This is a genomic window from Nocardia albiluteola (assembly GCF_018860155.1).
In the GTDB taxonomy this organism is placed as follows: Bacteria; Actinomycetota; Actinomycetes; order Mycobacteriales; family Mycobacteriaceae; genus Nocardia; species Nocardia albiluteola.
Map to the genome: position 1 here is coordinate 548076 of NZ_JAHKNI010000002.1, position 12656 is coordinate 560731.

Here is a 12656-nt window from a genome sequence, read left to right on the forward strand (position 1 = left end):
CCGGTCCGCGGGATCTCGCCTGCACGACACGACGTTCGCGGTTCCTGCCCGCGGATGCCGAAATCCACCACATGAGGGGCAGTTTTCATGGGACGTTTGTTCGGCACCGACGGAGTCCGCGGGCTGGCCAACGATTCGCTGAGTCCGGAACTGGCACTACAGGTTTGCGCCGCGGCCGCGCAGGTACTCAGCCGCGGCAAGGCGCGGGCGGTGGCGGTGGTGGGCCGCGATCCACGCGCCAGCGGCGAAATGCTCGAGGCGGCGGTGACCGCCGGACTGACCTCGGCCGGGGTGGACGTGCTCTCGGTGGGCGTGCTGCCCACGCCCGCGGTCGCCTATCTGACCGCCGCCTACGACGCGTGCCTGGGCGTGGTCATCTCCGCCTCGCACAACCCGATGCCCGACAACGGGGTCAAGATCTTCGCCGCGGGCGGGCACAAGCTGGACGACGCCATCGAGGACCGGATCGAGGAGTTGGTGCGCGCCAAGAGCTTTGTGCGCCCGACCGGCGGCGAGATCGGGCGGGTGCTGAGCCAGTCCGGCGTCGACGGGCACGTCGACGCGCACTACAGCCTCGCCGGGACGCACGAGCGGTACGTCGAGCATCTGGTGGAGGCCACGGGCCGCGACCTGAGCGGGCTGACGGTCGTGCTGGACTGCGCGAACGGCGCCGCGTCGGATGTCGGCCCGTCGGCGTACCGGGAGGCGGGCGCGCGCGTCATCGCCATCAACGCCGAGCCCAACGGCCTGAACATCAATGATCGTTGCGGTTCCACACATCTGGACCAGGTGCAGCGCGCGGTGCGTGAATACGGCGCGGATCTGGGCCTTGCCCTGGACGGCGACGCCGACCGCTGCCTGGCCGTGGACGCGACCGGCGCGGTGGTGGACGGCGACGCGATCATGGCGGTGCTGGCGCTGGGCATGCACGAGGCGGGCGAGCTGGCTCGGGACACCCTCGTCGCCACGGTGATGAGCAATCTGGGCCTGCACATCGCGATGCGGGAGGCCGGAATCGCGGTGCACACCACCGCTGTCGGCGACCGCTACGTGCTCGAGGAGCTGCGCCGCGGCGGCTACGCCCTGGGCGGTGAGCAGTCCGGCCACGTGGTGTTCCCGAAGTTCGGCACCACCGGCGACGGCGTGCTGACCGGGCTGAAGCTGATGGCCCGCATGGCCGAAACCGGGCGCGGGCTGGCGGATCTGGCGGGCGTGGTCGACACGGTGCCGCAGGTGCTGATCAATGTCCCAGTCTCGGACAAGGCCGCGGTCGCCGCATCGCCGGAGGTCCGCGACGCGGTCGCCGAGGCCGAGGCGATCCTGGGCGATTCGGGCCGGGTGCTGCTGCGCCCCAGCGGAACCGAACAGCTGGTCCGCGTCATGGTCGAGGCCACCGATCCGGATCGGGCCCGCCAGCTCGCCGACGACCTGGCCAAACGCGTCGCCGCCCTCTGAGACGATCGCACTACCGGGTGAGGCTTTCACACCGAGTGATCGGCGGGATCGGAGCGCGCTGCGCCGGAATGCCACGTATGGTGGATCTCGTCTCGTGAAAGCGACAGCGAAAGCTTGATTTCCGTGAGGGGGAACAGTGGACACGCTGAAGCTCGATCCGGCGGCCATGGCTGCCTATACATCGGTTGCGGATACCGTTTCACAGCAGCTGGCCTCGGCGGCGGTCGCCGCGGGCGGCGCGGTGAATCCCGAACAGCTAGCGGCCGACCTGGGTGAGGTGGGCGCCGAATTCGCGGCCCAGTTCACCGCCGCGGTGTCGCAGCACGTGCAGGCGTTGTCCACCGCGGGCCAGTTGGTCCACGCCTACGGGCAGGTGCTGCGCGGCTACAACACCGATATGCAGTCCTCCGACAGCGGTACCGCCACCGCCATCGCCAAGACCGGGGAGACACTCGTATGAGGGAGCGAAGCGACCGAGCAATGATGCTGCCGAGTCCTCGGCTCATGCCGGAGCCGAGCGCCAGCGAGGTGGAGGCATGAGGAGAGGAACAGGGCTGCGGCGGCGGCCGCCGGTTTCGGCCCGGAACGCCAAGTCCGCCACCACAACCAGCGATCCGAATGTCGATCCGCCCATCATCGCGCGGCTGGTGCAGCCGCTGCTGGCGCTGCGGGCCTCGCTCGGCACCGGCGCCGGCACCCCGAATCAGGCCATCGTCGCGGCGCTGACGAGGTCCACCACGCAGGCCGCCGGCACCGAGGCTCCGCATCGCGAGGGCATGCAGGCGCTGGAATCGACCTGGTCCGGGCCCGCCGCCGACGCGGCCGTGCCCGCGCTGCGCACCACCCGCACCCAGATCGGTGACATCTCCGACCGCGGGCCGCAGTACGTCCAGGTGCTGTCCGAGGCGCAGGCCACCAGTGCACGGGCCGCGACCAAGGTCGACGGCATCATCGCCGACTTCCGCCAGGACGCGCGCACGATCCTGCACAACGCCAAGGCCGCGCCGGACACCGATGCGGTGATCACCCGTGCCTCCCAGGCGCTGCGCGAGGCGATTACCGCGGTCAACACCGCGAAGACCGAAATGGACGGGCACACGCGGAAACTGAATTCGATGGGTCCGCTGACCGTCACGACCCCGGCCGATCTGTCGTTGAACGACAACTCGAACAGCTCCGCCCCGACCTATTCGAGCAACTACTCGACGAACAACAGCAGCTACGACTCGAATGGCAGCAACTACGGCTCGAACAACAGCTACAGCCCGGACAACAGCTACACCGGTGCGCCCAACGAGGTCGTCAACGGCAACAGCAAGCCGCTGGATCCGGCTACGGCCGCGCAGCTGCAGTTGCAGGAGCAGCTGCTGGCCGCGGGCGTGAACGTCGGCTCCGACGCGATCAACGCGGGCGTCAGTATCGGCAGCGAGCTGATCGACAAGATCGCCGAGGTCGGCGAGCACGCCATCGACCAGGGCGCCACGGTGGCCGAGCAGGCGATCCCGCAGCTGACCAATCCGAGCGCCAGCGGCAGCGGCAACGGTGCGAGCACCCAGCCCAGCCTGTTCAACTTCGGCGGTGGCCAGGCGGCGCAGTCGGCGCCCGCGCCGGCCGGCACCTCGACCTCGATCCTTCCGCCCACGCCGGGGGCGGCCGCGCCCAGCACGCCCGCGCCGTCGTCGAATACCGCGACGCCGGGCGCGAGTACGCCTGCGCCCGCGCACGATCCGCAGCCCGCTCCCGCATCGCCCGACACCTCCACCCCCGCCGCGCCCACCCACCCGGCTCCGCCGCCCGCGGCGGGGCTGGCCCTGCCGCCCGCGCCGGGCTCGGGCGGCGGTGATTCCAAGCGCGACGGCCAGCTCGGGGTGACCGCGCCGGCCGCCGTCGAGGAGATGGTCCCGGCCGCCGTCATCGGCGATCTCGGCGATGACTCGTTCTGATCGGCGATGACACCACCTGACTCCGGTCCGCCGGATCCGGGCTCGGACAACCCGTTCGACCTGGGTCTGCCGATGCTGCGTCCTCCGGCCCGACGTCGGCCGAGTCGTCGCGGCGCCCCTCGGCGCCGGCCGCCGCGGCGCGATCCGCTGCCCATCCCCGGATCGGGTGACCATTCCGGGGGGTGGGAGGAATGGCTGGATCAGGGTGCGCAGCAACCGAATCCGGAGCCGGCCGCCCCGCCGCCCCCGATGCCGGCCCGCGAGTACGACTACGGCGATCCCGACAACGCCGCCCTGGTTCCGAAGATCGTCGACCGGACCGGCGCCAGCGCGGGGTCGCGGCTGCGGCGCGCGCGCCCGCGGACCGGGAACGCGCCTCCGAGCCGCGACAAGATCATCAGCGCGCTGATCCTGGCCGGTGTCGCGATTGTCGTCGTTTCGGTGATCCTGACCGTCCTGCACACCGGCAAACACCGTCATCCGGGAATGCTGAGCGCGCCCGCGCCAACGCTGGCGGGTGCGGCGGCCGCCTCGGCCGCCCCGTCGTCGTCAGCGTCGGATGTGCCGAGTGTGCCGGGTGTGGTCGCGTCCGACGGGTGCGAGCAGCGCCACGACGCCGATGTCGTCTCGGGCACCGATCCGGGCGGCACCGGCTCCGCCCCCGATGCGATCCTCGCCTTCGAACGCGCCTACTACGTGCAGCGTTCGGGTTACGCGGCCCGCGCCGTCGTCGCGCCCGATGCGAAGGTTCCGGCCGCGGACCAGATTCAGCGCGGCATCAACAAGACTCCGGTGGGCACCCGCTACTGCGTCTCGATCACCCGCGGCAGCCCCGACGGCACCCAGTGGGAGGTCCGCCTCACCGAGCAGAAGCCCACGAAGGATCCGAAGACCTATACCCAGATCATCACCACCCAGACCGTCGGCGACCGCACCCTGATCGCCGTCATCGCCGACGGCGGGTAGAGCACCCGTCAGTCGCGCGGCCGCGCGGCGAACAATCGCCGCCAGACGGCGTGATCGGTGCGCGGGCCACCCGGGGTGTCGGCGCCGTAGGTATCGATGAGCGCCGCGAGGTCCAGCGGCGCGGACGCGACCGTCTGGTTGGCGAGTGCGGTTTCGATGGCGGCATCGGGGACCAGCCAGCAGACCTCGAATTCGATGCCGTCGGGGTCGGCGGCGTACAGCGCCTTGGTGGATCCGTGATCGGACGCGCCGGTGAGAGCGCCCGCCGCCGTCAGCGCCTCGCGCACGCGCTGCAACTCCGCGAGCGTATTCACCTCCCAGGCCAGGTGATACAGACCGACCCGCCCGGTGCGATGCGGAGTCGAGGGATCCGGCGATTGGAACAGCCCGAGATCGTGATCGTTGGCCGAGCCCTCGGCCTGCAGAAAGACCGCGCCCGGGAAATTGCCCGGCAGCCGACGAAATCCGAGCACTTCGCTGTAGAAGGCCGCGGACCGCTCCACGTCGGAGACGAACAGCACGGCGTGATTGAGACGTTGAATCGGCATATATCGAGCATTCCCGACGCGTGCTGGGGACGCTACTCACTGTCTCGTGGCGTGAGATCGGGCAGCGTGATGGGGAACTCAGTGCCATCGCAGAGCGTGGGGCCGACTGGGCGGAATTGCTCGACCGGTTGAAGTGACGCAGCAGCCGCATAGTCACGGGGCGCGGGAGCTGGCAGGGTGGGCTGATGCAACGGTTCTTGTGGGATCACAACGCGTTCTATCGGCGGTTGCTGCTGCGGCGGGTGCCGCCGGGGTGCGCGCGGGTGCTCGAGGTGGGGTGCGGGGCGGGGGCGTTCGCGGCGGAGTTGGGGCGGCGGGCCGGGCGGGTGGATGCGATCGATCGGTCGCCGGTCATGATCGAGCTTGCCGAGCGGCGGGTGCCGGACAATGTCATGTGCATTCTCGGCGACGTGCTGGAGCATCCGCTGCCCGCGGAGGGGTACGACGCCATCGTGTCGATGACTGCGCTGCACCATGTTCCGCTCGATGAGGTGCTACCGGTGCTGGATCGGGCACTGCGGCCGGGCGGCGTGCTGGCCGTCGTCGCGCTTCCACGCGTCGATCGGCGGGACCTGGGATACGAAGTGGTCGCACTGGTTGCTCAGCGGGTCTACGCGCTCGCGTTCTACCTGCTGCGCACGGTAACTCGACGACCATGGTTCGCACACGAGCCCAGCCATACCGCGATGCCGATGGTCGGCGACCCGCCGCTCAGCACACACGACGTCCGGGGGATCGCCACGGACCGTCTTCCCGGAGTCAAGGTCCGCCGGCTAGTGTTCTGGCGCTACTTTCTATTGTGGCACAAGCCATTACGGTGATCCGGGACCGCGCTCTCAGCAGCTCCCGATACGGCTGCGCACCGACCGCCGATTCGCCGAGGCGGTAGCAGGGGCGGTGACGTGGGCCGTTGGCAGCTCGGCACCGCTGACACGCGGTTGGTTCACTCCTCGACCAGCTTGCCTGCCTCCATGTGCCAGCGGCGGGTGGCGCGGACCGTGTCGAGCATGCGGCGGTCGTGGGTGACCAGAATCAGGGTGCCGGTGAAGGATTCGACGGCCTGCTCGAGCTGTTCGATGGCCGGGAGGTCCAGGTGGTTGGTGGGTTCGTCGAGGATGAGCAGGTTCACCCCGCGTGCCTGGAGCAGAGCCAGGGCCGCGCGGGTGCGCTCGCCGGGGGAGAGGGTGTCGTTGGCGCGCAGCACATGTGGGCCGCGTAGGCCGAACTTGGCCAGCAGCGTGCGCACCTCGGCCTGCGGCCAGTCCGGCACCTCGGCGCCGAAAGTGTCCGCCAACGTGGCGTTTCCGCGAAACAGCCCGCGCGCCTGATCGACCTCGCCGACGGCCACCGCCGACCCGAGCGTCGCGGTTCCGGTGTCGGGCACGATCTTTCCCAGCAGCAGCGCCAGCAGGGTGGACTTCCCGGAGCCGTTGGCGCCGGTGAGGACGATGCGATCACCCCAATCCACCTGTGCGGTCACCGGTCCCAGCGTGAAGTCGCCGCGGGTGAGGCTCGCGCCCGAGACAGTGGCGACCACCGAACCGCTGCGCGGGGCGGCGGCGATCTCCATCCGCAGCTCCCATTCCTTGCGCGGTTCCTCCACCACGTCGAGCCGCTCGATCCGGCGCTGTGTCTGACGCATCTTCGAGGCCTGCTTCTCGGTGGATTCGGCGCGCATCTTGCGACCGGCCTTGTCCGAGTCGTTCTTCGCCTTGCGGCGCGCATTGCGCACGCCGTGCTCGAGCCAGTTGCGCTGCATCACCGCCCGCGCCTCGAGACCGGCTTTGGTGTCGGCGAACTCCTCGTAGGCCTCGCGGGCATGCCGGCGGGCGATCTCGCGCTCGGCCAGGTAGGACTCGTAGCCGCCGTCGTAGAGACCCACCTGCTGCTGCGCGAGGTCGAGCTCGAGGATGCGATTCACCGTGCGCGCCAAGAACTCCCGGTCGTGGCTGATCACCATCAGCGGCGCCCGCACCCCGGTGACGAACTGCTCCAGCCGTGCCAGGCCGTCCAGGTCCAGATCGTTGGTGGGCTCGTCGAGCAGCAGAATGTCGAAGCGGGACAACAACACCGACGCCAGCCCCGCCCGTGCCGCCTGTCCGCCGGACAGCCCCGTCATCGGCGTGTCCAGCCCGTTGGGCAGGCTCTGCGCCAGGCCCAGCTCGACCGCCACCTCCTGCGCGCGCTGCTCGAGATCCGCGCCGCCCAGCGCCAGCCAGCGCTCCAGGGCGGGGGAGTAGTCGTCGTCCCCGCCCTCGCCCAGCCGCTCGGCGGCCTCGTCCATGATGCGTTGCGCCGCAGCCACTCCCGTGCGGCGCCCCAGAAACTGCAGCACGGTCTCCCCGGCCATCCGCTCGGGTTCCTGTGCGAGATACCCGACCGTCGCATCCGGCGGACTCAGCGCGATCTCGCCCTCGGGCGCGCGGCCCTCGGCAAGTATCCGCAATAGTGTCGACTTCCCGGCGCCGTTCACCCCGACCAGCCCGATCACGTCCCCGGGCGCGAGCACCAGATCCAGATCGCTGAACAGAATCCTCTCACCGTGTCCGGCGGAGAGGTTCCGGGCGTGCAGTGTGGCGCTCACGACCGCGCCTCGCTGACGCTCGGCTCCGTCGTGCGCGCCACGCGCTGTGCTGATGGTTCGCTCGCTCGGTACGACCTGCCGATCGGTCGTGTCGTGCGATCGACGGGGGCATTGCGCTCGTTCACGGTAAGAGTGTGCCGTGCGCGGTCCGGCGGGCTGATCCCGGCCCGTGTTGCCCACGCGGCGGCCGATCGATCGGAGTGACGTGCGTGGGATGTTGGTCAGAGGGGCCCGTGCCAATGGGTGGGCTGCTTTTGTTCGGCCTTGGCGGGCGTGAGCCGGGTTAGTCGGGAGGATGCGCCGCTCCGGGGTGCACCCTGAGGTGCGGGGTGCGGAAATCAGGGTGCGGATCGGGTCCTCGCCCCGATGTGCGGGCGGCCGCGGGAACGCACAGTAGAGGCATGACCAGTGAAATCCGCCGTCTCACCCGTTCGAACAACGACAAGTGGATCGCCGGCGTATGCGGTGGCATCGCCGAATACTTCGGCTGGGACGCGACTCTCGTGCGCCTGCTGTTCGTACTCTCGTGCCTGCTGCCCGGGCCGCAGTTCCTCGTCTACCTGGCGTTGTGGATCGTGGTGCCGCAGGCGCCGAGCGTTCAGCCGGTCGCCGGGCCGACGACCGTGCACCTTCCCGAGGATTTCCCGCACGACTGAATCGGGTAGGACAGCGGTGAAGGCGCGGGGCGGACTGCCCCGCGCATTCACGTTGAGAGAGTTGTCCACAGGTGCTCCAGCGCGACGCGCACATGATTCACCTCGCATTCGGCCGGTTATCCCCAGGAACGCCGATTAGTTGGTGCGCCGCGCCCCTCCGGGATGTCAGGATGGACCCTACTTCCGCAGCCCCGTCCCGAGGAGCCGTACATGATCAACTCAGGCGATCTGCCAGGCCTGGACATGCCGGACGTAGACTCCCACTCCGACCTCGGCCACCTGGGCTCGGTCGAAATGCACCACCCCACCCAGGACCTCACGGGCCACGGCCACCCCGACACCGAAACCGTCCAGGGCCCCCACTCCATGGACGTCTGGACCGACATGGATCACGACGGCTTCGCCGACCACCTCACCGTCGTCGACAACGACGGCGATTACTCCGCGTGGGAGTTCCACCACAATTCCGATGGCACCTCGGAGTGGGTGCGGACGGATCACGGCAAGATCGGGAAGTAGGCAGTCCGCGGGCGGCGGTGGCGGCTCGGCGCGCGCCCGCCGCGTCCGTGCGGATGGCGACTCGCGGCGCGATGTGACAGCCTGATGGGGACGGTCGGATCCGAGGGAACCGGACGGGGGCCGGATACGTCCAAGAAGGGTAGGACGGGCCCGGCTCGAGCGGCGGGACGGCCTCGGGCGCCAGCGAAGCAGAGAGGGAGGGGACGAGTCGGTGGGCAGCAACGTGGATGTTCAGACGGGCCAGCTCGGCCAGTTCGCCAACGATCTACGGTTGTCGGTCGATGCGGTGAAGAACACGGTGAAGAACGTGTCGGGAAACGAGTTCGGGGACGGATCGAACAATCTCGGGCCCGATTCGGGGAAGAATTACACCGACCAGGGAAAGCAGATCAAGGCCGGTCTCGACAATATCGTCAAATGGCTGAATGCGTGGACCGACGCGTCCGGTGCGATAGCCGACAATATCGGAGCCTCGACGATCGCGTACTCGACCACCGATGCGCAGGCGGCCGCCAATACGAATCAGGCGACGAACAATGTCTAAGGCGTCGATCTTCGATATTCGAGGAGTTTTCCCGTGGTGACTGTGGATGCGAGTACGGACCTGCACGGGACAAATCCCGACACCATCCTGGACAACGGCTCCTCCGGGCTCCAATATTTCAAGCAGCTGATCGATCATTACACGAAGGCATTCGGCGCACCGTCGCTGAACATGGGGCAGATCTACAACCGCTACGACGAGCAGCGCGGTATGGATCTGAACAAGCTGGCCAACACGGCCGACGGGCTGCGCACGGCCCTGGGCGACGTGGATACCCAGTGGGATGCCCAGAAGAAGTTGTCCCAGCAGCTCCCGACGATCTGGACCGGCACCGCGTCCGAGGCCGCGCAGCACATGTTCGGCCAGCAGATCACGATGGCCGACAGCGATCGCGGCAAGGCGCGCGACGCGCTGAACGCCATCGGCACCGCGATTCCGCTGCTGCGCAAGGCGGTGCAGGACAAGGCCGATACGGTTCACGGCATGGCCGATTCCGCGGGCAATGTCACCGTTCACGGAAAGACGCCCGACGAAATCGGGAAAATCGTCGAGACGGCGACGGGTAAGTGGTATGACTCGTCGACGGCGGAAGTGGTTATCGGCGTGCTCTCGGAGGGCATGTCCGTGCCGTTCTCGGCCGCGAACAATATCGTGAGCAAACAGCTCGCGGAGCATTGGGTGAACACCGTATTCAAGCCGGATTTCGACAATAACTTCACGAGCTTCACCAACGCGTGCACGGCAACGGACACCGCGGTGAAGAATGCCTACACGACGCTGGTCTCCGCGATGAACGAGGTGAACGCCCGGGCCTATCCGCGACCCGCCGGTACGACCAGCACGCCGAACAACAACACCAATAACAACAACACCAACAACAACACCACCAGCGGCAACACCACCGGTGGCAACACCACCAGCAGCAGCCCGTCGAGCACGACGACCACTCCCTCGACCACCACCAGCCCCACCAACACCACGACCTCGTCGTTCGACCCGTCCTCCCTGGTCTCCACCGCCCTGAACGGCCTGGGCACCTTCACTAGCGACATCTCCTCGCTCGGCCAGACGCTGGCCCAAGACGCGAGCACCCTGGGCACGCAGATCCAGCAGGGCGTGCAGGGGGTCGTCTCGCAGGTCGAGAACCTCTTCAAGAAGGATGTGAGCGGTTCGACGGACAACAGCCCGAAGCTCGAATTCGATATCGCCGGCAAACACGTGAAGCTCGCTTTGGGCAAGAACGGCGAGGTGGATTTGAGCACCTCCGACGGCAGCGGCGATTCGAAGAGTTACAGCATGAAGCTGGACGAGCACGGCCTGCCCGTCATCACCAGCACCGACGGCACGACGACCGATAACAACCAGTCCGGGGCGGATGCGCAGAAGTCCGAGGGCGCCGCCGACACCAGCCAGAAGTCCGGCGGGTCCGGCAGCGGCGGTGGCGGTGCGAGCTCCGATAATTCGGGCGGTACGCAGTCCTCGACCGGCATCTCCACCCCGACGGTCAGCGGTGGCGACAGCGACAAGGACAAGAAGACCCAGACCCAGGCTCCGACGCCGACGCCGACGCAGGAGCAGCCCGCCACGCCCGTCACGGGCACCGATTCGGGCGCCGAGCTGGCCGAAGCCGGCCCCCTGTAAGACATTCGATCGCCCCGAGGAGGTAAGCGATGGCCGACTACGCGACGGAGATCGAGCGGATCTTCGAGGAACACGACCGGCAGATCGGGATGATTCGCCAGGAGCGCGAGGAGCAGCGGCGGCTCGGCGCGCAGCGCGACCGCGATTTCCGCGAGCAGGCCCCAGCGCTGATGCGCCAGATCGCGCAGGAGTACGAGCGCACCGAGCAGGAGGCCGAGAAGGCCCGCGCCGAGGCGGAGGAGCAGGAACGCCGCGAGGCCGAAATGCGCGAGCAGCAGGACGCGATCGCGCGGGCCGCCGCCTACCGCCGGGCCAACCAGAACGTCCGGGCGGTCGACGACGAGGACGAGGACGACGACTACTACCGCCGCAAAAGCTGGCTGGTCTGAGCCCGCCGGGCCGTCCTGAGATCCCGCCACCGGACGGCCTGCAGGAAATACCGCCCCTCATCGTCGGGCCCGGCCGCGTCGCCGAGCGCGATGACGATGAGCCACAGGCCCATCAGCCAGTTCTTCAGCAGGCGACCGAAGGAGGGCAAGCGGTCGGTGCCGGGTTCCAGCGCGACGAGCCCGAACAGGGCCTTGCCGATCGTCGTGTGCACGATCGCCTGGATCAGCACGCGGTCGGCGGACCCACAGCGGCGTCATGGCCGGTCGCAGGGAGAACTCGGGGCTGAGCGCGAGGGCAATCGCGATCCCGCAGGCGATATGAACGACCATGTCCAGCACGAAGCTCGACACGCGCCGCGGCCGCCGCGGCGACGGATAGCGCAGGGGGTCGACGCGGTAGTCCTTCTCGGTTTGCGCCTCGCCCGCGGCCGGCCGCATGACCGTGCGTCCGTCGGCGTCTCGCTCCCTGTGAAGCTACTTGCGCAGCAGTTGAACCGCTTGCAGCAGTTGGAGTTTCGAGGGCGGCTCGGGCTCGGGGACCTCGTGCGGGTCGACGATGCGGGTGCCGGGGATGGTCTGGTCCGGCTCGGCGAAGGCCTTGTACTTCTTGTCGCCCAGGAGCCGGTAGGTGAGGTAGCCGACCAGCAGGGCGCGGGTGGTGCGCTCGGTGCGGGGCTCGAACTTGGTGGCGCCGAGGGCGGCCAGGGCGCGGCGGCCGCGGACGATGCCGTTCTGGGAGGCGCCGTCGACCGCGCGCAGCACGGCCTCCCCACCCCAGGCGGCGGCCAGCGGGATGGCATTGCAGGACGTGGAATCGATGTCGTCCCCCGCCACGACGAGCGCCGGCGCCTCGATACCGGGGGCGAGGGATTCCGAAGCAGGGGACGAATAGGCGGGGTAGAGGGCGGCGACCGCGGCGACCTTGCGCTGGGAGGCGGCGATCACGGCCGCGCCCGCACCCATGCCGTGCCCGGCCAGGGCGAGCTTGTCGGGATGCACGCTGATCTTGCCGTCGCCCAGCCGCACCCCGGTGCAGATATCGAGGGTGGTGAGCAGGTCGGTGGCCAGGTTCAGGTGCGAGGGGACCGGGCCGCGCTCGGTATCCGGCGCCGCCGCGACGAAACCCCAGGACGCGAGGTGCTCGAGCAGCCTGCTGTAGTTGCCGACACCGGCCAGCCAGCCGTGCCCGAATGCGACCGCGGGCAGGTTGAGGCCCTGCTCGGGGGTGAATACCAGGCCCGGCTGCCCGGCGATGCCGAGATTGCCGCGCAGGACCCGATGCGGGCCCGGGCTGGCCAGGGTGCTCATGAGCGATTTCACAGACGCCGACACGATGACGAACTTATCCGATGCCCACCCGCATACGGCGTTTCGCCGGGTCGAGCCTCGTCGTCATACCCGGTTGGGCCCC

The 12656-nt window shown here is 68.9% G+C and carries 14 protein-coding genes; 10 read left to right on the plus strand and 4 right to left on the minus strand.

The annotated features are described in order from the left end of the window. Window positions 1-87: 87 nt before the first annotated feature. The 4 genes from glmM (at window position 88) to KO481_RS08370 (ending at window position 4364) form a co-directional block, all read left to right on the plus strand. On the plus strand, window positions 88-1455 hold the full coding sequence (gene glmM / locus KO481_RS08355) for a phosphoglucosamine mutase (RefSeq protein ID WP_215916402.1): 1368 nt from the start codon (window positions 88-90) through the stop codon (window positions 1453-1455). Window positions 1456-1591: 136 nt separating this feature from the next. Beyond that, window positions 1592-1915 (plus strand): hypothetical protein, encoded by a 324-nt coding sequence (locus KO481_RS08360; RefSeq protein WP_215916403.1) that lies wholly within the window; start codon window positions 1592-1594, stop codon window positions 1913-1915. Window positions 1916-1991: 76 nt separating this feature from the next. Beyond that, window positions 1992-3398, plus strand: coding sequence for a hypothetical protein (locus tag KO481_RS08365; RefSeq protein ID WP_215916404.1), 1407 nt, complete (start codon window positions 1992-1994; stop codon window positions 3396-3398). A gap of 6 nt (window positions 3399-3404) precedes the next feature. Beyond that, entirely contained in the window at window positions 3405-4364 is a 960-nt protein-coding gene (locus KO481_RS08370) for a DUF8176 domain-containing protein (RefSeq protein ID WP_215916405.1), read from the plus strand. Window positions 4365-4372: 8 nt separating this feature from the next. Here the strand turns inward: KO481_RS08370 and KO481_RS08375 are convergent, their stop codons facing one another. Then, window positions 4373-4912, minus strand: coding sequence for a VOC family protein (locus KO481_RS08375; RefSeq protein WP_215916406.1), 540 nt, complete (start codon window positions 4910-4912; stop codon window positions 4373-4375). 185 nt (window positions 4913-5097) lie between these two features. On the opposite strand from KO481_RS08375, the gene KO481_RS08380 reads away from it, so the two are divergent. Beyond that, window positions 5098-5733 carry a class I SAM-dependent methyltransferase gene (locus tag KO481_RS08380; protein ID WP_215916407.1) on the plus strand — a complete coding sequence of 212 codons (636 nt, stop codon included), beginning with the start codon at window positions 5098-5100 and terminating at the stop codon, window positions 5731-5733. 122 nt (window positions 5734-5855) lie between these two features. Here the strand turns inward: KO481_RS08380 and KO481_RS08385 are convergent, their stop codons facing one another. Then, complete coding sequence (locus KO481_RS08385) at window positions 5856-7496, minus strand: ABC-F family ATP-binding cassette domain-containing protein (protein ID WP_215916408.1); 1641 nt, start codon at window positions 7494-7496, stop codon at window positions 5856-5858. 401 nt (window positions 7497-7897) lie between these two features. On the opposite strand from KO481_RS08385, the gene KO481_RS08390 reads away from it, so the two are divergent. From KO481_RS08390 to KO481_RS08410, 5 genes are all read left to right on the plus strand, one after another. Beyond that, window positions 7898-8152, plus strand: a complete 255-nt coding sequence (locus KO481_RS08390) for a PspC domain-containing protein (protein ID WP_215916409.1) — start codon at window positions 7898-7900, stop codon at window positions 8150-8152. A 210-nt stretch (window positions 8153-8362) separates the two neighbouring features. Beyond that, a complete protein-coding gene (locus KO481_RS08395; protein WP_215916410.1) occupies window positions 8363-8671 on the plus strand; it encodes a DUF6802 family protein in 309 nt (102 codons plus the stop codon). Between the two features lie 211 nt (window positions 8672-8882). After that, a complete protein-coding gene (locus KO481_RS08400; protein WP_215916411.1) occupies window positions 8883-9215 on the plus strand; it encodes a hypothetical protein in 333 nt (110 codons plus the stop codon). 33 nt (window positions 9216-9248) lie between these two features. Continuing rightward, the gene (locus KO481_RS08405) at window positions 9249-10856 is read left to right on the plus strand and encodes a hypothetical protein (RefSeq protein WP_215916412.1); all 1608 of its coding nucleotides are present in this window, start codon (window positions 9249-9251) and stop codon (window positions 10854-10856) included. A gap of 29 nt (window positions 10857-10885) precedes the next feature. Then, window positions 10886-11245 carry a hypothetical protein gene (locus KO481_RS08410; protein WP_215916413.1) on the plus strand — a complete coding sequence of 120 codons (360 nt, stop codon included), beginning with the start codon at window positions 10886-10888 and terminating at the stop codon, window positions 11243-11245. On the opposite strand, the gene KO481_RS08415 is transcribed toward KO481_RS08410, so the two are convergent. Continuing rightward, a complete protein-coding gene (locus KO481_RS08415; protein WP_215916414.1) occupies window positions 11218-11475 on the minus strand; it encodes a hypothetical protein in 258 nt (85 codons plus the stop codon). The two genes, KO481_RS08410 and KO481_RS08415, sit on opposite strands and share 28 nt — an antisense overlap. 244 nt (window positions 11476-11719) lie before the next feature. After that, entirely contained in the window at window positions 11720-12577 is an 858-nt protein-coding gene (locus tag KO481_RS08420; RefSeq protein WP_215916415.1) for a dienelactone hydrolase family protein, read from the minus strand. Between the last annotated feature and the right edge of the window lie 79 nt (window positions 12578-12656).

Excerpts from the sequence above, each read along its gene's own strand:
- glmM (WP_215916402.1), top strand. The coding sequence starts at position 88 with ATGGGACGTTTGTTCGGCACCGACGGAGTCCGCGGGCTGGCCAACGAT.
- KO481_RS08365 (WP_215916404.1), top strand. The coding sequence starts at position 1,992 with ATGAGGAGAGGAACAGGGCTGCGGCGGCGGCCGCCGGTTTCGGCCCGG.
- KO481_RS08370 (WP_215916405.1), top strand. The coding sequence starts at position 3,405 with ATGACACCACCTGACTCCGGTCCGCCGGATCCGGGCTCGGACAACCCG.
- KO481_RS08375 (WP_215916406.1), bottom strand. The coding sequence starts at position 4,912 with ATGCCGATTCAACGTCTCAATCACGCCGTGCTGTTCGTCTCCGACGTG.
- KO481_RS08380 (WP_215916407.1), top strand. The coding sequence starts at position 5,098 with ATGCAACGGTTCTTGTGGGATCACAACGCGTTCTATCGGCGGTTGCTG.
- KO481_RS08390 (WP_215916409.1), top strand. The coding sequence starts at position 7,898 with ATGACCAGTGAAATCCGCCGTCTCACCCGTTCGAACAACGACAAGTGG.
- KO481_RS08395 (WP_215916410.1), top strand. The coding sequence starts at position 8,363 with ATGATCAACTCAGGCGATCTGCCAGGCCTGGACATGCCGGACGTAGAC.
- KO481_RS08410 (WP_215916413.1), top strand. The coding sequence starts at position 10,886 with ATGGCCGACTACGCGACGGAGATCGAGCGGATCTTCGAGGAACACGAC.